Raw genomic sequence first — 24,271 nt, forward strand, 5'->3', positions numbered from 1 at the left:
AGCCTACAGGGACGTACTTGCGGCGTGTCCTGCCCACCCACACCGCCCCGCCATCTCAGGGAATGCAGCTTTTGACGTTGGCGTTGACGTTGACGTTGACGTTGACGTTGCTTGAGCAGGTGCAGGGCGCAGCCCTGCAGAAAACCTACTCCACCCAGCCTGCAATCTCGCCGTGCGCGAACGGCCCCAGCTTGGCCTTGACCATGCGCCCGTCCGCATCGAACAACACGCTGTAGGGCAGCAGGCCCTGCGCGTTGCCCAGCTGCACGCTGGCATCACGCGGACCCGGGGTGTCCAGCACGATGGGGTAGTGCACCGGAACCCGTTGCAGGAACTCGGCCACGCCCTCGGGAGTATCCAGCGCCAGCCCCAGCACCTGTACGCCGGCATCCCCTTGTGCCTGGGCGAAGCGCTGCAGTTCGGGCATCTCTTGCACGCAGGGGCCACACCAGCTGGCCCAGACATTCACCAGCAGGGGGCGCCCGGCGAAGCGCTGGCGGATGTCCAGCGGCTGCCCCGACGGGTCGGGCAGAACCAGGGCGGGCAATGCATCGCCGGGGCGCAATGTGGGCGCGCTTGCCGAAGCAGCATCGGAAGGCGCGCGTGGCGCCACCGGTGCCGGCGTCAGCCGGTGCCCGGCCCACAGGCCCAAGCCGGCGGCCAGCACCGCTGTCCACAGCAGTGCGGGCCGCTGCCACTTCATCGGGCAGTACGCAGCAGGGCTTCTTCCACCACCGCCTGGGTCAGCAGCGTGGGCAGCACGCTGGGCGGCGCGCCGGGGCCGTACACCACGTACAGCGGCACGCCCACGGCCTTGTGCTCTTCCAGGAAGTCAGTGATCTGCGGATCGACGTTGGTGTAGTCACCGCGCATGTACACCGCATTGGTACGGCGGAGCAGGTCCTTGAATTCCGGACGCGACAGCACCGCACGTTCGTTGGCCTTGCAGCTCACGCACCAGTCGGCGGTCATGTTGACGAACACCACGCGGTTGTCGGCGCGCAGGCGGTCCAGCAGCTGCGGCGAATACTCCACCACGTTGTCGGTGCTGGCCTGGGCCGCGCGCGCCGGCAGGGCCAGCTGGGTCACGCCCCAGACCGGCACCAGCGCGGTCAGCACCAGCAGCACGCCCAGCAGGATGCCGCCGCGCTTGCTGCGCCAGCGGCTGGTTTCGAACAGCCACAGGCCGCCCGTCAGGACCAGCAGGCCGCCCAGTGCCAAGGCCATGCCATCCACGCCGCGCTGCTTGCCCAGCACCCACAGCAGCCACAGCGCGGCGGCGTACATGGGGAAGGCCAGCACGTGCTTCAGCGTTTCCATCCATGGGCCGGGCTTGGGCAGTCGCCGCGCCAGCGCCGGCACGAAGCCGATCAGCAGGAACGGCAGGGCCAGGCCCAGGCCCAGGAACAGGAACACCAGCATGGCCGACACCGGCGGGGCCACGAACGCGTAGGCCACCGCCGGGCCGAAGAACGGTCCCACGCAGGCGCTGCCGACCACGCAGGCGAGCACGCCGGTGAAGAAGTCACCGGCAGGTCCGCTGCGGCTGGCCAGTGACTGGCCGAAGTTGCCCACGCCGCCGCCCATGGTGAACACACCGGACAGGCTGAGGCCCACGGCAAACATCACGTAGGCCAGCACCGCCACCACCGCCGGGTGCTGCAGCTGGAAGCCAATACCCACGGCGTTGCCCAGCATGCGCAGGCCGACCATCGAAGCGCCAATGACCGCGAAGGCAACCAGCACGCCCAGCGTGTACCACAGCGCGTGGCTGCGGGCGCGTTCGGCACTTTCACCGCTCTGCGCCAGGCTCAGCACCTTCAGCGACAGGATCGGCAGCACGCATGGCATCAGGTTCAGTACCAGGCCGCCGCCCAGGGCCAGCAGCAGCACCCACAGCAGCGAACTGTCGGTCTTCGGCACGGTGCCCGGCGGCTTGGTACGCAGTGCGTTGTCCGGGCGCGCATCGGCGGCGAAGGGGGTTGCGGTGTCTGCGGTGCCGGCCTGCGGATCGTTCGGCACGGTGGGCAGCAGGCGGCGCGGCGCGCCATCACCGGCTTCCCGCGATGCATCGGCCGCCGAGCCCGGCAGCGGCTGGATCACTTCGCTGCGCGCGGCGGTGGCCGACGCACTGGCGTTGACCTTGCCGGCGGGAATGGCCAGCTTCACCCGGCGGGTCATCGGCGGGTAGCAGATGCCGTCGGTCTGGCAGCCCTGGAAGGTGACCACCAAAGTGCCGTCCACCGCGTCGGCACGGCTGCGGCGCAGCGGCAGCGGCACTTCCACCTGGTTGAAGTACACCGAGACATCGCCGAAGTGCTCATCGCGGTGCGACTGCGCCTTCGGCCAGCGCGGGGTGTCGGCCAGCACGCCGCTGCTGCCCTCCAGCTTCAGCGAGGTGCGGTCGCGGTACAGGTAGTAGCCCGGCGCCGGGCTGAAGCGCAGCAGCAGGGTGTTGCCGTCGCTGGCGATGGCGTCGAAGGCGAAGGCCTGTTCCGACGGCAGCGGCAGGGCCTGGGCATTGCTGGCGCCGGGCAACGTCAGCCCACGTGACGTGCCGGCCCCGGCCAGCGGGTTGTTGAACGCCGGGGTGTTGCCGTTGCGCAGGGCGGGCGCGGCCGCACTGTCGCCGCCGGGCAGGGCGACCTGCACCACGCGCTTCTGCGGTGGGTAGCACACGCCGGCGTCGGCGCAGCCCTGGTAGCGCACTTCCAGGCTGATCGTGCCTGCGCCATCGGTGGGGGCGCCGGGCAGGGTGGCCACCAAGCGCTGGCGGTAGGTTTCCACCTCACCGAAGAAATCGTCGTGGTGCTTGTCACCGGCCGGCATCTGCAGCGCGCCGGCATTGAAGGCAGTGTCGGCCTTCACGCTGGTGCGGTGGCGATACAGGTAATAGCCGGGGGCGATCTTGAACTGCAGTTGGATCTGGCCACGTTCGGGCGCACTGGCGGTCAGCGCGAACGCCTGGTCCACCGGCAGCAGGTCCTTTTCGTCCAAGGCGAAGGCCGGCAGGGAAAGCCACAACAGGGCGCACAGGGCGGCGCCACGCGCAAACAGAGTCTTCAAACGGTGTCCTCCCGGGTCTGCGCCCGGATCCAGTCCAGATACGCCGGCAGGCCGGCCCGGCTTTCGACCGCAATGCATTCCGGGAGTTCATACGGATGCAGGGCGACGATCCGGGCGATGGCCGCATCGACCCGGCTGGCCGTGGTCTTCACCAGCAGTTGCAGTTCGGCATCGGTGGTGACCTGGCCTTGCCAGCGGTAGGTCGAACGCGCGCCGCCCAGGCGGGTCACGCAGGCAGCCAGCTGTTCGCCCACCAGTGCGTGGGCGATGCGGTCGGCACTGTCCGCGTCGGGACAGGTGGTGAACAGCAGCAGGACGGGATCGGCGATCGACATGACCGCCGAGTATAGGGCCCCTGTCCGGCCGGGTCAGGGCCGGACAGGGGAATTGCAACTTTCTTTAGCTTTGCTTAGTTCGCCAGCTGGCAGGTGGCCGGCTTGGCCGAGGTGAACAGCGCCGGGGTGGCCCATTCCGGGTGGTCGATGAACGGGTTGCGGTTGCCCTGGAACGAGTAGATCACGTCATTTCGGGCGCGCTCGGCGTCGCTCGGCGGATCGGCCAGGTGCCAGTCGATCAGGGTGGACAGCAGGCCCATGTAGGCCGGCGAGCTGCTGGTCTTGACGATCTTGCTGCGGTCGTCGGTCAGCTCCAGGTCCGGTTCGGATTGGCCGGTGGCCGCATCCTTGCCGCCCTCATAGCGGATCGCCATGTACATCACCGCGCGCGCCATGTCGCCCTTGCGCTGGCCCCAGACCTCGAAGGTGCCGGTGTTGCCGTCCGGGGTGCGCACCCAGTTGGAATTACCCGGGTAGCCGCCGCTGCCGCCGCCCTGGCCGTTGTTGGCCTCGGTGGCGCGTTCGCCGCAATTGGCATCGCACTTGCCGAACGGCTTGTTGCCGCGGTCGGCGTTCCACTGGGCGTCGGTCAGGTACAGCATGTGGGTGTCGGTGTACGGCGCGTACGGCAGGCCCTTGTCGCCGGTGGTGCTGGCAAAGCCCAGCGAGTTCGGCCAGGTGTGCTCGCGGTTGTAGGTCAGGCCGCTGCCCGTGCCCGCACGGCTGCTCACCTTGGTGTAGCTGTGGTTGCGGTAGGCGTCGAGGATCTTGCCGCTGTTGTTCGGGTCTTCGTCGGCGATTTCCAGGATGGTCCAGGTGCTGGTGCCCGAGCCGCTGTACGGGTACGCGGTGTGGCCCTTGATGGTTTCATGCAGCGAGCAGCGCAGCTGGCTGGGGCTGCTGGTGTTCACCTTGGAATAGTAGCCTTCCGGGGTGCCGGGATTGCCGGGGTTGCCCGGGTCCGGGTTGCCGGTGGTGCTGGCCACGGTGAAGGCGATGCGGCTGTCGGCGGCCGGGTGTGCGCCCTGGCTGTCGGTGATGCGCGAGGCGCGGATGTCGAAGCGGCAGGCCTCACCGGCCACCAGGGCGGTGTTGGTCGACAGCTTCACGGTCTTGCCGCTGCCCGGGTAGGTCAGCGGCACGCTGCCGGAGGTCCCGCAGCTCAGGGCGAAGGCGCCGCTGGCCAGGTTCACCGTCTCGCTGAAGACCACTTCCAGATCGGCCGCGGCCGGGAAGGTGCTGCTGCCCTGCGCCGGGATGGTGGTGCTGACCGACGGCGGGGTGTTCGGGCCCGGGGTGCCGCCACCGCCGGTGAAGGTCTGGTTGGTGTTGCAGCGGCCGAAGGTCTGGCCGGCCGATTCGGCCCAGGTGAAGTGGGCGTACTGGCTGCCGCTGCCGGTCAGCTGCAGCGAGGTGCCCGGGGCGGTGCTGTTGGTTTCGGCTACCGGAATGTTCTGGCTGGTCATCCCGGCCGCCGGGCCACCGGCCGCGGTGATCGTGCCCTCGTAGCTGAGGAACTGGACCACCTTGCCGCTGGCGTCGACCAGGGCAATGCCGTCGTTGGGGCCGTTCTGGATGCCGTTGGTGGGGTAGGTGACCACCGCGAGGGTGGCGCTGCCGCAGCTGGCGGCGGTGCCGGCCGGCACCGGGTTGTTGGCGTACACCGCCGCGGCTGACGGGTTGCTGCCGTTGTACAGGTACAGGCGGTAACCGGACAGATCCTCACCGGCGGTGGCGACCACTTCAATGGCCTCGCCCACGTCACCGGCCGGGGTGCTGTCGTCGTAGTGCAGTTCGTTGATGAAGACCTCGGCCTGGGCCGGCGCGGCGACCAGCGCCAGCAGGCAGGCGGCGGCGAGCGGGGACAGCAATCGCATCGACTACTCCTTGTGATTGGGAATGCCGGGCGAGCCTAAGGCCGAACGCGTGACACTTTGTCGTAACTGAACGTCAGATATCTGACACTGCGACGTGGGTCACCAAAAATGCGTGAACCTGCGGGCGCAGCCGTCTGCCCGCCGCCGCAGCGCACCGTCGAAAATTTTTCCATGGCGGGGCTTGAAAGGCCCGGGGGCAGCTCCATCTCTGTCCTGCTCCCGACCTGTCGGGTTTTTTCGCGAGCAATGCTGGCAGTCGCCTGGGGTGAGTGCTAACATCGCCGGACTTTTTTAGACCAATCAACAACTTAAGAGGTCCCTATGAACATCAAGCCGCTGCACGACCGCGTTGTGGTCAAGCCGATCGAAGCTGACGAAATCTCCGCCGGTGGCATCGTCATTCCGGATTCGGCCAAGGAAAAGTCGACCAAGGGTGAAGTCGTCGCCGTCGGCCCGGGCAAGGCCTTGGACAACGGCACCGTGCGCGCTCCGTCGCTGAAGGTTGGCGACAAGGTCATCTACGGCCAGTACGCCGGCAGCTCGTACAAGAGCGAAGGCGTCGAGTACAAGGTCCTGCGCGAAGACGACGTGCTCGCCATCATCGGCTGAGCCTCGGCGCGACCTGCTTTCCTGTAAGACATCCCTTTTCGTCGCCGGGCCCGGCCCGGCGCAAACATCGAGGTAATCGCAATGGCTGCCAAGGATATTCGTTTCGGTGAAGACGCCCGTTCGCGCATGGTGCGCGGCGTCAACGTTCTCGCCAATGCCGTCAAGGCCACCCTGGGCCCGAAGGGCCGCAACGTCGTGCTGGAAAAGAGCTTCGGCGCGCCGACCATCACCAAGGACGGCGTCTCCGTCGCCAAGGAAATCGAACTGGCTGACAAGTTCGAGAACATGGGCGCGCAGATGGTGAAGGAAGTGGCTTCCCGCACCAACGACGACGCTGGCGACGGCACCACCACCGCCACCGTGCTGGCCCAGGCCCTGATCCGCGAAGGCGCCAAGGCTGTGGCCGCCGGCATGAACCCGATGGACCTCAAGCGCGGTATCGACAAGGCCGTCGTGGCCGCCGTCGCCGAGCTGAAGAACATCTCCAAGCCGACCGCCGACGACAAGGCGATTGCCCAGGTCGGTACCATCTCGGCCAACTCGGACGAGTCGATCGGCCAGATCATCGCTGATGCGATGAAGGAAGTCGGCAAGGAAGGCGTGATCACCGTTGAAGAAGGCTCGGGCCTGGACAACGAGCTGGACGTGGTCAAGGGCATGCAGTTCGACCGCGGCTACCTGTCCCCGTACTTCATCAACAACCAGCAGTCGCAGACCGCTGACCTGGATGACCCGTTCATCCTGCTGCACGACAAGAAGATCTCCAACGTCCGTGACCTGCTGCCGGTGCTGGAAGGCGTCGCCAAGGCCGGCAAGCCGCTGCTGATCGTGGCCGAAGAAGTCGAAGGCGAAGCGCTGGCGACCCTGGTGGTCAACACCATCCGTGGCATCGTCAAGGTCGTGGCCGTCAAGGCTCCGGGCTTCGGCGACCGTCGCAAGGCGATGCTGGAAGACATGGCCGTGCTGACCGGCGGCACCGTGATCTCCGAAGAAGTTGGCCTGTCGCTGGAAAAGGCCACCATCAAGGACCTGGGCCGCGCCAAGAAGGTGCAGGTTTCCAAGGAAAACACCACCATCATCGATGGCGTGGGTGACAAGGCTGCCGTCGACGCACGCGTCGGCCAGATCAAGACCCAGATCCAGGACACCTCTTCCGATTACGACCGCGAGAAGCTGCAGGAACGCGTGGCCAAGCTGGCCGGCGGCGTTGCCGTGATCAAGGTCGGCGCTTCGACCGAAATCGAAATGAAGGAAAAGAAGGACCGCGTCGACGACGCCCTGCACGCGACCCGTGCAGCCGTTGAAGAAGGCGTGGTCCCGGGCGGCGGCGTTGCCCTGGTCCGTGCGGTTACCTCGCTGGCAGGCCTGAAGGGCGCCAACGAAGACCAGAACCACGGCATCCAGATCGCCCTGCGTGCGATGGAAGCCCCGCTGCGCGAAATCGTGGCCAACGCCGGTGAAGAACCGTCGGTCATCATCAACAAGGTCAAGGAAGGCACCGGCAGCTTCGGCTACAACGCCGCCACCGGCGAGTTCGGTGACATGCTGCAGTTCGGCATCCTGGACCCGACCAAGGTGACCCGTTCGGCGCTGCAGAACGCTGCCTCGATCGCTGGCCTGATGATCACCACCGAAGCCATGGTTGCCGAAGCTCCGAAGAAGGACGAGCCGGCCATGGGTGGCGCCGGTGGCATGGGCGGCATGGGTGGCATGGGCGGCATGGACTTCTAAGTCCCCGCGTTCCCGATGTAATGAAAAACCCCGCCGAAAGGCGGGGTTTTTTTCTGGGCGCGGAGCGCGATGCCTTGGGGGTAGATCCACGCCATGCGTGGATGAACCGCCCGCGGCCTCAACCGCGCAACGCGCGCCGATCCAACCAGACCTTGGCGATGAAAAACGTCGGAACACCGCCATACAGCACGCCCTTCACCCAGGGCAGCCCCGACTGGCAGGCAATCAATCCGCCTGCGGCCATGCCGACCAGGCCGATGGCGGCCGCCCTGCGCTGGCGCTGCAGCTGCTGCATCTCCTCCTGCTGGCGCGCGGCGATCTCGTCACGCCGGTGGTCGGGCTGCATCACGGCGCTGGCAATGGCATCGGCTTGCGAAGGGGTCATGCGGGATCCAAAGAGACGAGGACTGGTTTTTATACTGCGCCGCCCGCCACGGTCGCGTAAATCCCGCGCCGCCTGGGTCCGGCGCCCGGTAGATCCACGCCATGCGTGGATGAAACCTACTACGCAACCAGGTAGCGCCGGGCCATGCCCGGCGGCTCCCCAGTCTTCCGCCAGTGCCTGATTACTGCGGTCGCACCCGCTCGGCCGCGTGCGTACCCCGTTCCAGGCAAGCCATCATCAGACCTTCCATCACGCGCGGGCCGACATCATGCTCCGGGCCTCCGTTCTGGCCGCTGCGCTCGGTGGTCAGCATCAACTCGTGCACGATGCGCAGCCCGGCCAGGGCGCAGTCGCCATCGGCCGCACCCCGCGCCTATCGCTGCAGGCAGATGCGCTCGGCCCCTGCACTGATGTCCACTTGGCCGCCCTGCATGACATCCGCCCCCAGGATCACAGCCGGGCGCTGCTCCAGCCCGATCGCCCGGAACACCGGCAGCTCGCTAATGCGGACCTCCACCGCCGGGTGCTGCCAACCGACGCTGGCCAGTGCGGGCAGGGTGTGCAGCCACGTCGGTGTCGGCCTGCCACCCAGCCCCTCGCTGCCCTTGCCGCGCGCCCGCACGCGCGCATCGCTGCCATCGGTGCGCAGGCCCAGCGCACGCGACGCTGCATTGTTGAGAATGGTCTGCGCCGCACCGGTATCGACCACACCGATGGCCTCCACGCCCTCGCTACCCAAGCGCAGGTTGACGAAGCCGAAGCCCTTCAGCACGCCGGCGCGATCGGGCAGGGCGTTGCCCTGGCAATACGGCGCCGTGGTTGGCAGCGTCTGCGCGGGCCACAGCATCAGGCGCCCATGGGCGAAATCCCAGCGGGTATCGAAACGCGCCGTGATGTCCTGGCCGATGATGCCGTGCAACGGTGCGCCCCCTGCCGACGACAGGCTGGCCAGGTCGGCCTGCAGTGCCGCCACCTGCAGCTGCAGGCTGCCCAGCGCCATCGCCACGCTGCGCGTGCTGCGCAACGCCAACCCGCCCGCGCTGGCACCCTGCGCGTCGTGATTGCGTGCGTTCGGGTCCTGCAGCTGGAAGCGCCGCACCACGTCCGTATCCAGCAGCGTCGCGCTGGCCGCGCTGTCCACCACCAGCTGCAAGGGCTCATTGCCTCCCCCCAGCGTGCCCAGCACGGTGGGGTGGCTGGCTCGCATCGTCATCGGCAGACTGTGCAGGGCAGCGGGTTCGGCTGCTGCGGGCAGTGACATGAACAGCAGGGGCAACAGGGCCAGACGCATCGGGATACTCCTCGGGAAAGAGTGGCCATTTGGCCGCAGGCGCGTATCGCCGTTTTGTCTCTGTTGATACCGGAACGATACACAGCGCCGTCATACTGCCAGCATGAATGCTACCGCCACCCTTTACGTCGTGGATGACGATGCCAGCATCCGCGACGCCATCGCCGATCACCTGCTGATGCACGGTTATCGCGTGCGCGTGGCCGCCGATGCAGCTGCCCTGGACGTGCTGCTGCAGGCGGAACGTCCCGACGCCATCATCCTGGATTGGATGATGCCCGGCGAGGATGGCCTGTCGGTGTGCCGCCGCCTGCAGTCACGCGCCATTCCCATCCTGATGCTGTCGGCCATGGGCGGCGCACCGGACCGTGTGATCGGTCTGGAAATGGGCGCGGATGATTATTTGTCCAAGCCCTTCGACCCGCGCGAGCTGCTGGCCCGCGTACGTGCGCTGCTGCGCCGGCAGGACAAGCTGCGCGCACAGGCGCCGCTTGAACTGCGGTTCGATGGTTGGCGTCTGCTGCCCGAGCAGCGTCGGCTGCTGGCCCCTGACGGCAGCGAGGTCGCGCTCAGTCGCGGTGAGTTCGTATTGCTGCAGGCGCTGGCCGAGCGTCCCGGCCGCGTATTGGACCGCGAACGGTTGATGCAGCTCACTCGCGGCGACGACAGTGACAGCGTGGACCGTGCCGTGGACCTGGCCATCAGCCGCCTGCGCCGCAAGCTCGCCCACGCCGCCAGCGGCGGCGATGGCCTGGTGCAGACCCTGCGGGGTGAGGGCTATCGCTTCGGCGCAGCGGTGCAACGCCTGTGAGCACGCGCTGGGGCACCCAACGTTGGAGCACCGCCCGTTGGATCGCAATGCTGGCAGTCAGCAGCGTGCTGCTCGCCACGGCCGTCAGCATGGCGGTGGTGGGCTGGCTGCCGCGCCCGGCGGCACCGCAGATGCGGCTGGACCAGGCCATGCAGGTGCTGCGCGGCGAGCGCGCGGCTGACAGCGTGGGGCTACGTGTGGACGTGCGTGCACGGGCTCCTGAAGGAACCGGCCCTGCGCACTTGCTGCACGTCGCCGCGGAAGGATTGCAGCGGCCAGGGCAGCACGTACGGCTGGTGTGGCCGGGCAACGGCAAGCCGCCGGACATTCATGTCATCGCTGCCGGTGCGGAGCAGGACAGTGGCGGCGATACGGCAGCACTGGACGCCGCGCAGCAGGTGTTGGCCAGCCTGCCGTGGCCCCCGTTTGAGCTGGCCGTGCAGCAGGCCGATGGGCGCTGGCGCGTGGTCAGCAGTGCCCACAGCGATCTGGCGGCCTGGCGAAGGCAGGTGCTGCTGGCCTTGCTGGGCGGCATGGTGCTGCTGGCGCCCATAGCCGCGTGGGCAGCCGCGCGACTCGGCCGTCCGCTTCGGCGTCTGGCCGATGCCAGCGCCCATCTCGACCTGCACGCACCGACCCCGCTGCCCGACGACGGCCCACGCGAAGTGCAGATGCTTGCCGTGGCCCTGGATGCAGGCCGCACCCGCCTGCGCGAGCAGGCGCAGCAGATGACACGCATGCTGGCGGCAGTCGCACACGATCTGCGTACGCCGCTCACCGGCCTGCGCCTTCGCGCCGAATTTGCTCCGCCCGCGCAGGCCGCACGCATGGTCGCTGATATCGAGCGCATGAATGCAATGATCGAGCAGGTGCTGGATTACGCCCGTGGCGAACTGCAGCCTCCGCAGCTGCAGACGATGGACCTGATCCCACTGCTGGAAGACTGCGCGCAGGCCGCGCGCCTGCGCGGCATCGAGGTTGCTGCTGAACTACCCGTCACCCTGCCTTTGCAGGCCGATGCCCTGCTGCTGCGTCGCGCGCTGGACAATCTGATCGACAACGCCTGCCGCTACGCCGGAGCGGTGGAACTGAGCGCGGCACGGGTGGATGCGCTGCTGCAGGTGGACATCATGGACCGTGGCCCTGGCATTCCCGCCGATGATCGCGAACGCCTGTTGCAGCCTTTCCAGCGCAGCGAAACCTCGCGCAGCCGCACAACCGGCGGCACCGGCCTCGGCCTCGCCGTGGCCGCCAATGCCGCCCGCAGCCACGGTGGCCAACTGCAGCTGCTGCAGCGCGAAGGTGGCGGCCTGATCGCCCGCCTGCAGCTGCGCCAGTAGATCCACGCCATGCGTGGATGAATTTTCCCACTCCACTTGCAACAAACATTCATGCCTTAATATGATAAGGCGCCTAATTATTGCATGAATCGAAGTGCTGGAAGCCAAACACACCGCCCTCATCGACGAAGCCGCCAGTCGCGGCCACGCCAACCTGGCGCAGCTGCGCCTGTGCTTCCAGCTGCTTTCGCTCTCCACCGCCATCGACCGCGACTGCGCCACCCGCCTCGCACCGCATGGCCTCAGCGAAGGCCGCTTCATCGTGCTGTTCCTGCTGCATGGCGCCGGCGGCACGCTGCCCCCGCACGAACTGGCCGAGCGCGCAGGCGTCACCCGCGCCACGATCAGTGGCCTGCTGGACGGGCTGCAGCGCGAGGGCCTGCTGCAGCGCAGGCACGATGCCGAAGACGGCCGCCGCCTGCAGATCGTGCTGACCGCACGCGGCAAGCGCCTGGCCGAGGAACTGTTCAGCCAGCACACGCACTGGATCGTTGGACTGTTCAACGGCCTGGATGCCAGCGAACAGGCGCAGCTCTCGCAGCTGCTGGCCAAGGTCTGGCAGCACACCGACAGCGGTCGGGACGCGACGCCGTGAGTCAGGCCATCAGCGCGGCGCGGCAGCACGAACTCGGCACCGGTCTGGTCGCCAGCACGCATCTGGCCGAGTGCCTTGCGGTGGACTTCGCCACGTTGCTGCAGACAGTTGCGGCGCTGCCAGACGCCGCCGTGCAGCGCATGCGCGATGCCGCCAGCAAGGGCATCACCCAGCGCATGGCGCTGGCGTCAACACTGTTGCGCAAAGCGGGGCAGGGCGATGTCACTTACTGGCAGTCACATCCCTCCGACACCGTGCGCGGTTGGGCGTGCTACCTCATCGGCACTGATGCCACGTTGGACCTCAGCGAGAAGCTGCAGGCGATGCAGCCATTGGCTGATGATCCGCACTTCGGCGTGCGCGAATGGGCCTGGCTGGCGGTACGAGGCGACCTCGTAGCCGCGCCGCTGCGGGCGCTGACGCTGCTGCTGCCGTGGACAAGCGCAGCCTCGCCGTACCTGCGCCGCTTCGCCTGCGAAGCACTGCGCCCGCGCGGCGTCTGGGCCACCCATATCGCGCTCTTCAAACAACAGCCGCAGCATGCACTACCGCTGCTGGAAGCACTGGCCAACGACCCCGAACGCTACGTGCAGGACTCGGTGGGCAACTGGCTCAACGATGCCAGCAAGACGCAACCCGGGTGGGTGCGCGACCTCTGCGCGCGCTGGCAACACGAACACAGCAGCGCAGCAAACGCGTACATCCGCAAGCGCGCCCAACGCTCGCTCCGGTAGCGCCGGCCGATAACCGGCAACGCCACCACGCCGGTAGCGTCGGGCCATGCCCGGCGGATGCTACAAGCCCATCAATCCAAGGAAGGCCCGAATGCCCCACATCCTCATCGAGCACTACACCGCCACTCCCGCCTGGGCCGCACTCCCGCTGGAGCAACGCAACGCCTTCTTCGCCCGCATCAGCGCCGGCATGCAGCAGTTCGACGCGGCGCGCATCACGCCGCTGGCCATGGGCCGCATCGCGCGCGATGTACCGCATGGCCGCGCCGAACAGTTTTACGCAGTCTGGCAGTGCGCCAGCCGCGCCGACGCCGATGCACTGGTCTCCGGCATCAGCGCCACAGGCTGGCATGAGTACTTCACCACCACCAACACGGTAGGCGCCGTGGATGCCATGCCGCAGCACCTGCAGGACCTGGCTGCGATCTGATCCGGCCACCCATGCTGTTGCCATGACGCAATGGCGGCACATGCGCCTGTCACCAATACGCGGTAAACATGACGGCTGCCCATGTCCACCCGCAGGGAAGTCGATCATGCAGAGCAAGCTCCAGGTCACGCTGTACGGAACCCTCGGCGACACCCCGGCATTGCAGGTGCCGGGGCTGGAAGGGCCATCGGTGGCCATCCTGGAATCGACCCTGCGCCGGCTGGTGTCCGATCTCTACACCGCACGCTCCCTGCTCAATCCGGAACAACTGGATGAAGCCCGGCAGGAACTGGACCGCGTGGTGGAGCGCTGGGTGGATATCCACGAAGGCCTGCTGCTGGATGTGGAAGTGCACGGCAAGCGCTGAGGCGAGCCCCGCCTGAACCGCTCCCGCAGTTGCCGATGAAACATTTTGCACTGCGCAAAAGCTGTGCTATCAATACACCTCATGAACGCAGTCCACGCCAACTTTTATTGGTATTACTTTCCGAAGCCCACGGCGGAGGAAGGACTGCGCTCACCCTGAAGAAGCCTTCAGACGCATTCCCGAAAGCCGCCAGCGAACCTGGCGGCTTTTTTCTTGTCGCCACGCTGCGGACCCCCCACGTTCCGTAGAGAGCCCCCGCCATGCCTCCGCACACCGACGACCTGCGTATCCGCACCATCGAACCGCTTACACCGCCTGCCCAGCTGCTGGCGATGCTGCCCTGCGACGATGAAGCCTCCGACACCGTCAGCGCCTCGCGCGCGGCCCTGCACCAGATCCTGCACGGCCGTGACGACCGCTTGGCCGTGGTGGTAGGCCCATGCTCGATCCACGATCCGCACGCCGCCATCGAGTACGCCCAGCGCCTGAAGCCCCTGCGCGATGCGCTGGCCGGCGAACTGGAAATCGTCATGCGCGTGTACTTCGAAAAGCCACGCACCACGGTGGGCTGGAAGGGCCTGATCAACGACCCGGACCTGGATGGCAGCTTCAAGATCGACAAGGGCCTGCGCATCGCCCGCGGCCTGCTGCGCGACATCAACAAGCTGGGCCTGCCGGCCGGCGTCGAATTCCTCGATGTGATCTCGCCGCAGTACATCGCCGATCTGGTCGCCTGGGGCGCCATCGGCGCACGCACCACCGAAAGCCAGGTGCACCGCGAACTGGCGTCGGGGCTGTCCTGCCCGGTGGGCTTCAAGAACGGCACCGATGGCAACGTGAAGATCGCAGCCGATGCAGTGGGCGCGGCCTCCAACCCGCATCACTTCCTGTCGGTCACCAAGCAGGGCGGCACCGCTATCGTGTCGACCACCGGCAACCCCGATTGCCATGTGATCCTGCGTGGCGGCAAGCAGCCGAACTACGACGCGGCCAGCGTGGGCGAGGCCTGCCAGGCGCTGGCCAAGGCCAAGCTGCCGACCCGTCTGATGATCGATGCCAGCCACGCCAACAGCCTCAAGAACCCCGAAAACCAGCCGAAAGTGATCGAGGACATCGCCACCCAGCTGGAAGACGGCGAACAGCGCATCGTCGGGGTGATGGTGGAAAGCCATCTGGTCGGCGGCCGCCAGGAACTGGTCGAAGGCCAGCCGCTGGTCTACGGCCAGAGCATCACCGATGGCTGCATTGATTGGGACACCACCGTTGACGTGCTGGAGCGCCTGGCCGCTGCCGTGCGCGCCCGCCGTGAAGTAAAGGTGTCCGAAGCCGCCTGAGTGCGGCACGTGTGTGGATGGCGGCCAGCGCCTGCGGGGGTGCGGCCGCGATCAGGGTCGGTCGGAGTTGGAGACCGGCCCGTCCGCACCGGCGATGCGCCTGGCGCTGCGTAAGTGCGACAGCGCCAGGTACATCGCCGGGGTGGTGATAACCGTAGATCCACGCCATGCGTGGATGAACCGCCCGCCTGCCAATGACGGCTACGACCCGTTGGCGGCCACGCCAGCGCCGACAGCGCGCTCCCGGCTATCGATGATCCTGCGTCTGACAGGCCTCCATCGAAACCGTACTTCACTGATTCAACTGAAGAAACTGCAGGCTGCAGACGGCCCTCGCCCGTGCCCGGCGCTCTCTGCCGCAAACGGCAATTCCCCTTGTCCTGCCTACGCCTCACGGTTGTCCATCCGGAAGCCGCCGACCCAAGGCGGCGGGAGCGGAAGACCGGTCATGGACTTGACGAAAATTATCACGGTGATAAATTGAACCCGGTGCTGTGGAGGGTTGACCCAACACAGTTGCAGCGGCTCCAGGATTCCGGGACGTCGCGCCGGGCGATCAGTGTCCGCGGCTCACCCTTGATTGATCTGTTGGTATTGCAGCAGTGCGTCCGCACAGGCGCGTTGCAGCCTGACGACGTCTGGGTAGCTACCCACAAAGCACAACGGGATCTGGAGAACCTGCGCTGGACATTGGGTGATCTGCTGGACTGCCTGTTGTGCCTGCAGGCGGAGGACTACAAGGGATCAGAGTGGTGCAAGGATCAGCGGGGCACCTGGCATCCATGTGATTCCTACGCCGTCCGCTACGACGATGTGCGGAAGCGTCGGCTCCACCATTCGGACATCAACTACTACCTCAAATTTTCCATTGGCAAGGACGGAAGTCTGCGAATCGTTCTTCTCAGCTGCCACTTGTAGCGCGCCATACGTCTGACCGGAGCACGCCATGAACAAAGCCAACCCTCGGATGTGTCCCGCCTGCCAGCAGGCGCAACTGGTCGCATCCACGCGCGAACGTCACTTCACTCCGCGCGGAAATCCTGTGGTCGTCGAGCTGCTGGCGATGGAGTGTCCTGCATGCGGCGCAACGGCAACCAGCGCCGCACAGCAGATCGAGAACCTCAAGCGGCTTGCCGCGCGGCGTGAGCACTACGGCGGCCTGTTGCTCGGCGAAGACGTCCTGGCATTCCGCCGCCGCTATGGCTTGACCCAGCGCGCAGCGGCCATGCTGTTCGGAAAAGGCGCGATCGCATTCTCCCGCTACGAGAACGAGACGACCTATCCGGACGATGCCACCACGATGCTGCTGTCATTGGCCATCGAGAAGCCCGAAGTCGTTCGCTGGCTTGCCGAGCGTACCGGCACGGTGGTGCCGTTGCTGGACCCGCCGCGGGAATCTGCACCCAAGCCTGCGCGGCGTGTGGCGCGAAGCCGTCGTGCCGCACCAGGCACGTCAGGTAATCCACTCCGCTCCACGCGGTGAACGGATCCACGCCATGCGTGGATATGGGCGACAATCCGGAATCCTGTCGCTTCGGCTGCCGCCATGAATGAACTGCTCATCCCTGACGCTGCACAACGCGACGAATCGTCCGTCGAGATGATCCGCGTGTGGATCGCCGAACGCGGGCTGCATGCTTCGTTGAAGGTGGGGCTGTATGAGGATCGTCCCGACATCCAGGAAGAACGTGCCTGGGGCCGGGTCCTCGCCGATGTTGCCCAGCACGTGGCCGACGCGCTGGTGACCAGCCAGGGCATGGACCGGGACGTTGCCATCGCGGCCATCAAAGCGGCATTCAATGAAGAGCTGCAGGCGCCATCCAGCGGCCGGTCCGGCGGGTTCGTCGTGCGCCACTGACGGATACGGGGATAGCGCCCTTCTGTAGAGTCGAGCCTTGCTCGACTTATGCAAAAAGCAGTCGAGCATGGCTCGACTCTACATGGCTCTTTTCGCGCGGACCCTCGCCAACGCCAGATACATCGCCGGCGTCGTGTACAGCGTCAGCCACTGGCTGACCAGCAACCCGCCCACAATCGCGATGCCCAGCGGCTGCCGCAGCTCCCAGCCCTCGCCATTGGCCAGCATCAGCGGCAGCGTGCCCAGCAGCGCCGCCAGCGAGGTCATCAGGATCGGCCGCAGGCGAAGCCGTGCTGCGTCCATCACCGCGTCGTGCGCACTCAGTCCACGCCGCTCGCCGGCCAGTGCGAAGTCCACCAGCAGGATCGTGTTCTTCATCACCACGCCCACCAGCAGGAACAACCCCAGCAGCGCAATCAGGTTCAGTTCGTTGCCGAACAGCCACAGGGCCAGCAGCGCGCCGATGCCGGCCGAGGGCAGGGTGGACAGGATCACCAGCGGCTGCAGGAAGCTCTCGTACAGGATGCCCAGCACCAGGTAGACCGCCAGCGTCGCGCCCAGCACCAGCCACAGCTGCCGCGCGCGCAGGCTGTCCAGGCCACCGGCTTCGCCGGACAGCTTGGCCTCCACCGTACGCGGCAGCATCAGTTTGGCCATCGCGGCGTTGATGGCCTGCGTGGCCTGCTCCAGGCCGACGCCCGGCGCCAGCGAGAACTGGATCCAGATCGAGGCGAACTGTTCGCTGTGGTAGATGCGGTCCGGCGCCATGCCATAGCGCCAGCTGGCGATGGTCGACAGCGGAATGCGCTGGCCGCTGCCGTCCACTACCTGCAGGCGCGCAAGCGTGCCTGGGTCCTGGGTGTGCTTCGGGTCCAGCTCCATCACCACGCGGTACTGGTTGAGGCTGTCGTACAGGGTGGCGACCTGGCGCTGGCTGAAGGAGTTGTTGAGCATGTTGGCCACGGTCTTCAGGTCCACGCCATGGCGCGCGGCGGCCTCGCGGTCGATGTCCAGCACCACCTGGCGCATGCCGGCCTCGCCCTGCGCTTCCACGTCCACCAGCTCGGGCAGGGCACGCAGTGCGGCACCGACCTTCGGGGCCCACTCGCGCAGCGGTGCCATGTCTGCCGACAGCAGCTGGAACTCGTACTGGCCGCTGCTGCCGCCGCCTTCCAGGCGGATGTCCTGGTCGACCCACAGGTACAGGTTGCCGCCGGGCAGCTTGGGCAGGCGCGCGCGCAGGCGATCGATCACCTCCTGGCTGGACACCTTGCGCTCGGCCAGCGGCTTCATCTTGATCATGATGAAGGCGTTGTTGACCCCGTTGCTGCCGCCGATATAGCCGATGATGTCCTCGATGGCCGGGTCGGACAGCAGCAATTTGCGGTAGGTATCGATCTTCGGCTGCATGGCCTGGAACGAGAGGCCATCGTCGCCACGGGCGAAGCCGCGCAGCTGTGCCGTGTCCTGCTTGGGCACCACGCCCTTGGGCACCTGCTGGAACAGCCAGGCGTTGAGCGCGATGACCGCCACGAAGGCCAGCAGCGGCCAGCGCAGCCGGCGCAGGCTGGCCTGCAGCGTGCGCAGGTAGGCGGCACGCACGCGCTCGAACAGTGCGTTGCTGCCACGCTGCCAGCGCGAGCTGTGCTGCGCATCGTCCACGAACAGGCGCGCGCACAGCATCGGCACCAGGCTCAGGGCCACCACCACCGACACGCCCATCGCCGCCACCAGGGTCAGCGAGAACTCGCGGAACAGGCGTTCGACGAAGTCATCCAGGAACAGGATGGAGACGAACACCACCGCCAGTGCGAGGTTCATCGAGATCAGCGTGGCGCCCACTTCCGAAGCGCCGCGCACCGCCGCCTGCCAGCGGTCGGCGCCCAGTTCGCGGTGGCGCGCGATGTTTTCCAGCACCACGATGGCATCGTCCACCACCAGCACTGCGGCCACGATCAGTGCCATCAGGGAAAGCGTGTTGAGCGAAAAACCCATCAACGCAATCAGCGCCAGGGTGCCGAACAGCACCACGGGAATGGCTACGCTGGGCACCAGCGCGGCACGCCAGTGGCCCAGGAAGGTCAGCACCACCAGCACCACCAGCACGATGGCCAGTACCAGCGTCAGCTCAGCCTCATGCAGGGTGGCGCGGATCACCGGCGAGCGGTCCATCACCAGGCGCATGTCCACGTGGGTGGGCAGCAGTGCATGCAGTTGCGGCAGCTGCGCCTGGATGGCATCGACGGTGGCGATGATGTTGGCGCCGGGCTGGCGGCTGACGATCAGCAGCACGGCCGGGCGCTCGTTGTGGAAGCCGCTGGCATAGCGGTCTTCCACCCCATCGGCGACGACAGCCACATCACCCAGCCGCAGCGTGCGGTCATCGCTGACCTTCAACGCCAGTGCCTGGTACTGTGCGGCCTGGCGCAGCTGCAAGGGGGCTTCCAGCTGCCACTGCTGGCGGTCATCGCCCACCGCGCCGAGCGGGCGCACCGCATTGGCGCGGGCGATGGCCTGGGCCACGTCTTCCAGCGCCAGGCCGGCATGGTTCAGTGCGTTCGGGTCCAGCGATACGCGCACGGCGGGCAATGCGCTGCCACCCACCTGTACTTCGCCCACGCCCGGCACCTGGGACAGCTTCTGCGCCAGCACGGTGGAGGCCAGATCGTACAGCTGGCCCGGCGGCAACGTGTCCGATGTCAGTGCCAGGGCCAGGATCGGCGCCTGCGAGGGATTCACCTTGCGGTACTGCGGCATGCCCGGCATGCCACTGGGCAGCTGCCCGCGCGCCAGGTTGATGGCCGCCTGCACTTCGCGCGCGGCTTCGTCGATATCGCGGCCGAGCACGAACTTCAGCTCCACCGAGGTCTGCCCCTGAGTGCTGGCCGAATCGATGCGCGAGATGCCGGGCAGGCTGCCGAGCGCGCGTTCCAGCGGCGTGGCCACGGTAGCGGCCATTGATTCGGGCGAGGCACCGGGCAGGCTGGCGCTCACTTCAATGGCGGGGTAGTCCACCTGCGGCAGCGGTGCCACCGGCAGCAGGCGCAGGGCCAGCAGGCCGGCCAGCACCAGCGCCACGGCCAGCAGGATCGTGGCCACCGGTCGTTGCACGCAGGCCTGGGCCAGGCGCGCGATGGGGCTCATGCGCGTGCCTCTGCAGCCCCGACCGCGGCGGCCGCGCGACCGCGCTGCAGACGGTCGAAGGCCAGGTAGATCACCGGCGTGGTGAACAGGGTCAGCACCTCGCTGACCAGCAGGCCGCCCACCATCACCCAGCCCAGCGGCTGCCGCAGTTCAGCACCCGAGCCACTGGCCAGCATCAGCGGTACCGCACCGAACAGGGCGGCCAGGGTGGTCATCAGGATCGGGCGGAAGCGCAGCAGCGCGGCCTGGTGGATTGCCTCGCGCGGGGTCATGCCTCGCGTGCGCTGCGCATCCAGTGCGAAGTCGATCATCATGATCGCGTTCTTCTTCACCAGGCCGATCAGCAGCACGATGCCGATCACCGCGATCAGGTCCAGGCTGCGCCCGCTCACCCACAGCGCGGCCAACGCACCGACGGTGGCCGAGGGCAGGGTGGACAGGATGGTGATCGGGTGCACGAAGCTCTCGTAGAGCACGCCCAGCACGATGTACATCACCACCACGGCGGCCAGGATCAGCCACAGCGTGGACGACAGGGAACTGCTGAACGCTGCGGCCGCACCCTGCAGGCGCAGTTCGATGCTGGCCGGCAGCGCGATGGCCGTGCGCGCGGCCTGCACCGCGGCAACGCCTTCGCCCAGCGATGCACCGGGTGCCAGGTTGAACGACAGCGTCGCCGCCGGGAACTGGCCCACATGGTTGCGCAGCAGGGCGGCCGGCCCCAGCTCCACCCGCGCCACCGCGCCCAGCGGCACGGTCTGACCCGCGCTGTTGCGCACACGCAGGCCGCTGATGGCCTCGGGCCCGGGCTGCCGCGCCGGATCGGCTTCAAGCACCACGCGGTACTGGCTGGCCTGGGTGAAGATGGTGGAGATCTGCCGCTGCCCGTAGGCGTCGTACAGTGCATCGGCCACCGCTTCCACGCTCACGCCCAGGCGCGCAGCGGCATCGCGGTCGATGTTCACCCGCGCCTGCCGGCCCTGCATCTGCAGATCGCTGGCCACGTCGCGCAGCGCCGGCTGTTGGCGCAGCGCCTGCAGCAGCCGCGGTGTCCAGGTTTCCAGCGTCTGCTGTTCAGGAGTGGTCAGGGTGAACTGATACTGCGTGCGGCTGATGCGGTCTTCGATGCCCAGTTCCTGCACCGGTTGCAGGTACAGGGTGATGCCGGGAATCTTCGCCACGCGCTGCTGCAGGCGGGCCATCACCACGTCCGCTGGTTCGCGGTCGCCGTGCGGCTTCAGTTCGATCAGCAGGCGGCCGGTGTTGAGCGTGGCATTGTTGCCATCCACGCCGATGTAGGACGACAGGCTGGCCACCGCTGGATCAGCTTCAATGGCCGCTGCCAGTGCCTGCTGGCGCTCGCGCATGGCCTGGAACGAGATCGCCTGCGGCGCTTCGCTGATGCCTTGCACCAGGCCGGCATCCTGCACCGGGAAGAAGCCCTTGGGCACCGCGAAGTACAGGGCCACGGTCAGCGCCAGCGTGGCTAGGGTGGCCAGCAGCATCAGTGGCTGGCGTTGCAGCACCCAGTGCAGCTGGCGGTCGTACACCGCGATGATGCGGTCGAACACATCGCGCTTCGGCGGGGATGGGGTCAGATCCCCTTGGGGCTCTGACCCCACAGACCCGACCGGGGTCAGATCCCCGTGGGGCTCTGACCCCTTCGCATGTGGTTTCAGGAACCTCGTGCACAGCATCGGCGTCAGCGTCAGCGAGACCAGCAGTGAAATGCCGATCGCCACCGCCAGCGTCACCGCGAACTCATGGAACAGCGCGCCCACCAGGTCGGCCATGAACAACAGCGGGATCAGCACCGCGATCAGCGAAACGGTCAGCGTCACCAGGGTGAAGCCGATCTCGGCCGCGCCCTTCAGTGCCGCTTCCTGCGGGCTTTCGCCTTCTTCCAGATGGCGGGAAATGTTTTCCAGCATCACGATGGCATCGTCCACCACGAAGCCGGTGGCGATGGTCAGCGCCATCAGGGTGAGGTTGTTGAGCGAATAGCCGGCCAGCAGCATCACCGCAAACGTGCCGATCAGCGACAGCGGCACCGCCACGCTGGGAATGAGCGTGGCCGAAGCGTTGCGCAGGAACACCCAGGTCACCAGCACCACCAAACCGATGGCCAGCACCAGTTCCTTCTGCACGCCACGTACCGAGGCGCGGATCGATTCGGTGCGGTCGCTCAGCACGGTCATCTGCACGCCGGCGGGCAAGGTGGCCTGCAGCTGCGGCAGCATCGTGCGCACCTGTTCGACCACGGCAATCACATTGGCGCCGGGCTGGCGCTGCAGGTTCACCAGTACCGCGGGCTTGGTACCACTCCATGCCGCCAGCTGCCGGTTCTCGGCGCCATCGGTGATGGTGGCCACGTCGCCCAGGCGCAGCGGCGCACCCTCGCGCCAGGCCAGCACCAGTGCACGGTACTCGTCCGCGCTGCGCATCTGGTCGTTGGCGTCCAGCATCACCGCACGGATCGGACCGTCGAAGCTGCCCTTGGGCAGGTTCACGTTCGCGGCAGCAATGGCCGTGCGGATGTGGTCCATTCCCAGGTTGTTGGCGGCCAGCGCAGCCGGGTTCACCTGGATGCGTACCGCCGGCCGCTGGCCCCCGGCCAGACTGACCAGCCCTACGCCGGGCAGCTGGGCCAGGCGCTGGGCGATGCGGGTATCCACCAGATCGTGCACCTGCGGCAGCGACAGGCCCTGCGAAGTCACCGCCAGGGTGATGATGGGCGTGTCGGCCGGGTTCACCTTGCGGTACACCGGCGGCACCGGCAGGTCGTCCGGCAGGAAACTGCCGGCGGCGTTGATGGCGGCCTGTACATCCTGCTCGGCCACGCCCAGCGACACGTCCAGGCCGAACTGCAGGGTGATGACCGAGGCCCCGCCGGAGCTGGTGGATGACAGCTGCTTCAGCCCGGGAATCTGCCCCAGCTGGCGTTCCAGCGGCGCGGTAATGGTGCGCGTGGTCAGTTCCGGGCTGGCACCCGGGTACAGCGTGGTGATCTGGATGATCGGATAATCCACCTGCGGCAGCGCGGCCACCGGCAGCAGCCGGTAAGCCAGCACGCCGGACAGCAGCAGCGCCACCATCAGCAGCGTGGTGGCCACCGGGCGCAGGATGAAGGGGCGCGACAGGTTCATGCGCCGGCCTTGGCCGCCTTCGCCTGCGCAGCGGGTTCGGCCACGATCTCCACGGCGGTGCCATCTTCCAGGCCATCAATGCCTTCGATCACCACCTGGTCGCCGGCCTGTAGTCCCGAACGCACCGCCACGCGACCATCATCGGCCGGGCCCAGCACCACGTTGCGGCGTTGCGCCTTGTTGTCCTTGTCCACGATGTGCACGTAGTTGCCCTGGCTGCCGAACTGCACGGCGGCATCGGGAATCAGCAGCGCCGGGTGCTCGCCCAGCTGCAGGCGCACGTTGACGAACTGGTTGGGGAACAGTCCCTGGTCCGCGTTGTCGAACTGCGCGCGCAGCTTCAACGTGCCGGTGGCGGTGTCGATGCGGTTGTCCACGCTGGACAGCGCACCGTGCGCCAGCTGCGTGCGTTCTTCGCGGTCCCAGGCTTCCACCGCCAGTGCCGGCTGCGCCTGTACTGCATCCAGCAGCGCGGGCAGTTCCGGTTCCGGAACGGTGAACAGCACGCTGATCGGCGCGGTCTGGGCCAGGGTGACCAGGCCTTCGGTGTCACTGGCCTGCACCAGGTTGCCCACGTCCAGGCGGCGCAGGCCCACGCGGCCGCTTACCGGCGCCACGATGCGGGTGTACTGCAGCTGCAGGCGCGCTTCGTCCACGGCGGCCTGGTCGCTGATGCGACGGCCCTGCAGCTGGCGCACCTTGCTCTGCTGGTCGCTCAGTTCCTGCGCCGACACGAAGTGCTGGCGTTGCAGTTCGCGGTAACGCTGCAACTGGCGCTCGGCGTTTTCCAGCTCCGCCAGATTCTGCTGCTGGGTGCCCTGTGCCTGCGCCAGCTTCACTTCATACGGCCGCGGGTCGATCTGCGCCAGCAGATCGCCAGCCTTCACCTGCTGGCCTTCCTGGAAGTGCAGGCGCATCAGCTCGCCGTCCACCCGGCTGCGCACCACCACGCTGTGCAGCGGGGTGACCGTGCCCACCGCTTTCAGGCGCAGTACCAGTGGCTCGGCGCTTGCCCGGGCCACGCGCACCGGTACCGTCTTGCCCGGGCTGCTGGCGGCCGCGCTTGCATCGGCCCGTGGCCAGGCCCACCAGGCCAGCGCGGCGGCGGCCACGAGCACGGCGGCGATCAGCCACGCGCGACGGAAACGGGGCGGGGTGCTACGGGGCGAATCGACAGCGGACATGGGGCATCCTGCGCCCTGCGCACGCGCAGGGACA

Annotated in this window: 22 protein-coding genes and 1 pseudogene; 13 read left to right on the forward strand and 10 right to left on the reverse strand. The window is 67.3% G+C overall.

Translation table 11 applies throughout. The annotated features are described in order from the left end of the window. Positions 1 to 145: 145 nt before the first annotated feature. From RTY46_RS16405 to RTY46_RS16420, 4 genes are all read right to left on the reverse strand, one after another. A complete protein-coding gene (locus RTY46_RS16405; protein WP_312709718.1) occupies positions 146 to 703 on the reverse strand; it encodes a TlpA disulfide reductase family protein in 558 nt (185 codons plus the stop codon). Continuing rightward, complete coding sequence (locus tag RTY46_RS16410) at positions 700 to 3,066, reverse strand: protein-disulfide reductase DsbD domain-containing protein (protein WP_312709719.1); 2,367 nt, start codon at positions 3,064 to 3,066, stop codon at positions 700 to 702. Before RTY46_RS16410 ends, RTY46_RS16405 begins: the two co-directional genes overlap by 4 nt. Further along, complete coding sequence (cutA, locus tag RTY46_RS16415) at positions 3,063 to 3,401, reverse strand: divalent-cation tolerance protein CutA (RefSeq protein ID WP_312709720.1); 339 nt, start codon at positions 3,399 to 3,401, stop codon at positions 3,063 to 3,065. The genes RTY46_RS16410 and cutA overlap by 4 nt, the downstream gene beginning before the upstream one ends. Positions 3,402 to 3,475: 74 nt before the next feature. Beyond that, entirely contained in the window at positions 3,476 to 5,278 is a 1,803-nt protein-coding gene (locus tag RTY46_RS16420; RefSeq protein ID WP_312709721.1) for an endonuclease, read from the reverse strand. 321 nt (positions 5,279 to 5,599) lie between these two features. On the opposite strand from RTY46_RS16420, the gene RTY46_RS16425 reads away from it, so the two are divergent. Both RTY46_RS16425 and groL read left to right on the forward strand, forming a co-directional pair. Beyond that, positions 5,600 to 5,887, forward strand: coding sequence for a co-chaperone GroES (locus tag RTY46_RS16425; RefSeq protein WP_108770161.1), 288 nt, complete (start codon positions 5,600 to 5,602; stop codon positions 5,885 to 5,887). A gap of 81 nt (positions 5,888 to 5,968) precedes the next feature. Continuing rightward, complete coding sequence (groL, locus tag RTY46_RS16430; RefSeq protein ID WP_006473018.1) at positions 5,969 to 7,618, forward strand: chaperonin GroEL; 1,650 nt, start codon at positions 5,969 to 5,971, stop codon at positions 7,616 to 7,618. 118 nt (positions 7,619 to 7,736) lie between these two features. Here groL and RTY46_RS16435 read toward each other — a convergent pair whose 3' ends face one another. From RTY46_RS16435 to RTY46_RS16445, 3 genes and pseudogenes are all read right to left on the reverse strand, one after another. After that, on the reverse strand, positions 7,737 to 8,003 hold the full coding sequence (locus tag RTY46_RS16435; protein ID WP_312709722.1) for a hypothetical protein: 267 nt from the start codon (positions 8,001 to 8,003) through the stop codon (positions 7,737 to 7,739). Positions 8,004 to 8,184: 181 nt separating this feature from the next. Then, positions 8,185 to 8,364 (reverse strand): annotated as a pseudogene (locus RTY46_RS16440) (hypothetical protein); the annotation flags it as partial. Between the two features lie 12 nt (positions 8,365 to 8,376). After that, positions 8,377 to 9,294: an aspartyl protease family protein gene (locus RTY46_RS16445; RefSeq protein ID WP_312709723.1), complete on the reverse strand. Its 918-nt coding sequence runs from the start codon at positions 9,292 to 9,294 to the stop codon at positions 8,377 to 8,379. 103 nt (positions 9,295 to 9,397) lie between these two features. Here RTY46_RS16445 and RTY46_RS16450 point away from each other — a divergent pair, with 103 nt between their 5' ends. The 11 genes from RTY46_RS16450 (at position 9,398) to RTY46_RS16500 (ending at position 16,763) form a co-directional block, all read left to right on the forward strand. Further along, the gene (locus tag RTY46_RS16450) at positions 9,398 to 10,105 is read left to right on the forward strand and encodes a response regulator transcription factor (RefSeq protein WP_312709725.1); all 708 of its coding nucleotides are present in this window, start codon (positions 9,398 to 9,400) and stop codon (positions 10,103 to 10,105) included. A gap of 47 nt (positions 10,106 to 10,152) precedes the next feature. Beyond that, on the forward strand, positions 10,153 to 11,445 hold the full coding sequence (locus RTY46_RS16455; protein ID WP_312709726.1) for a HAMP domain-containing sensor histidine kinase: 1,293 nt from the start codon (positions 10,153 to 10,155) through the stop codon (positions 11,443 to 11,445). A 94-nt stretch (positions 11,446 to 11,539) separates the two neighbouring features. Continuing rightward, the gene (locus RTY46_RS16460; protein ID WP_312709727.1) at positions 11,540 to 12,040 is read left to right on the forward strand and encodes a MarR family transcriptional regulator; all 501 of its coding nucleotides are present in this window, start codon (positions 11,540 to 11,542) and stop codon (positions 12,038 to 12,040) included. Then, positions 12,037 to 12,774 (forward strand): DNA alkylation repair protein, encoded by a 738-nt coding sequence (locus RTY46_RS16465; protein ID WP_312709728.1) that lies wholly within the window; start codon positions 12,037 to 12,039, stop codon positions 12,772 to 12,774. Before RTY46_RS16460 ends, RTY46_RS16465 begins: the two co-directional genes overlap by 4 nt. A 91-nt stretch (positions 12,775 to 12,865) precedes the next feature. Further along, positions 12,866 to 13,204 carry a DUF6616 family protein gene (locus RTY46_RS16470; protein ID WP_312709730.1) on the forward strand — a complete coding sequence of 113 codons (339 nt, stop codon included), beginning with the start codon at positions 12,866 to 12,868 and terminating at the stop codon, positions 13,202 to 13,204. 106 nt (positions 13,205 to 13,310) lie between these two features. Continuing rightward, the gene (locus RTY46_RS16475) at positions 13,311 to 13,571 is read left to right on the forward strand and encodes a hypothetical protein (RefSeq protein ID WP_312709731.1); all 261 of its coding nucleotides are present in this window, start codon (positions 13,311 to 13,313) and stop codon (positions 13,569 to 13,571) included. A 35-nt stretch (positions 13,572 to 13,606) separates the two neighbouring features. Further along, entirely contained in the window at positions 13,607 to 13,819 is a 213-nt protein-coding gene (locus tag RTY46_RS16480) for a hypothetical protein (RefSeq protein WP_312709732.1), read from the forward strand. 12 nt (positions 13,820 to 13,831) lie between these two features. Beyond that, positions 13,832 to 14,905 carry a 3-deoxy-7-phosphoheptulonate synthase gene (locus RTY46_RS16485; protein WP_312709733.1) on the forward strand — a complete coding sequence of 358 codons (1,074 nt, stop codon included), beginning with the start codon at positions 13,832 to 13,834 and terminating at the stop codon, positions 14,903 to 14,905. 480 nt (positions 14,906 to 15,385) lie between these two features. Further along, positions 15,386 to 15,823, forward strand: a complete 438-nt coding sequence (locus RTY46_RS16490) for a hypothetical protein (RefSeq protein ID WP_312709735.1) — start codon at positions 15,386 to 15,388, stop codon at positions 15,821 to 15,823. Between the two features lie 28 nt (positions 15,824 to 15,851). Further along, positions 15,852 to 16,388, forward strand: coding sequence for a type II TA system antitoxin MqsA family protein (locus RTY46_RS16495; protein WP_312709737.1), 537 nt, complete (start codon positions 15,852 to 15,854; stop codon positions 16,386 to 16,388). Positions 16,389 to 16,451: 63 nt separating this feature from the next. Beyond that, a complete protein-coding gene (locus RTY46_RS16500) occupies positions 16,452 to 16,763 on the forward strand; it encodes a DUF5076 domain-containing protein (RefSeq protein WP_312709738.1) in 312 nt (103 codons plus the stop codon). A 78-nt stretch (positions 16,764 to 16,841) separates the two neighbouring features. Here RTY46_RS16500 and RTY46_RS16505 read toward each other — a convergent pair whose 3' ends face one another. The 3 genes from RTY46_RS16505 to RTY46_RS16515 are packed head-to-tail and all read right to left on the reverse strand — an operon-like array spanning position 16,842 to position 24,237. Next, positions 16,842 to 19,907 (reverse strand): efflux RND transporter permease subunit, encoded by a 3,066-nt coding sequence (locus RTY46_RS16505; protein WP_312709740.1) that lies wholly within the window; start codon positions 19,905 to 19,907, stop codon positions 16,842 to 16,844. Then, entirely contained in the window at positions 19,904 to 23,053 is a 3,150-nt protein-coding gene (locus RTY46_RS16510) for a multidrug efflux RND transporter permease subunit (protein ID WP_312709741.1), read from the reverse strand. Before RTY46_RS16510 ends, RTY46_RS16505 begins: the two co-directional genes overlap by 4 nt. Beyond that, on the reverse strand, positions 23,050 to 24,237 hold the full coding sequence (locus RTY46_RS16515; RefSeq protein ID WP_312709743.1) for an MdtA/MuxA family multidrug efflux RND transporter periplasmic adaptor subunit: 1,188 nt from the start codon (positions 24,235 to 24,237) through the stop codon (positions 23,050 to 23,052). The genes RTY46_RS16510 and RTY46_RS16515 overlap by 4 nt, the downstream gene beginning before the upstream one ends. Between the last annotated feature and the right edge of the window lie 34 nt (positions 24,238 to 24,271).

The organism is Stenotrophomonas sp. (assembly GCF_032056425.1).
Lineage (GTDB): Bacteria > Pseudomonadota > Gammaproteobacteria > Xanthomonadales > Xanthomonadaceae > Stenotrophomonas.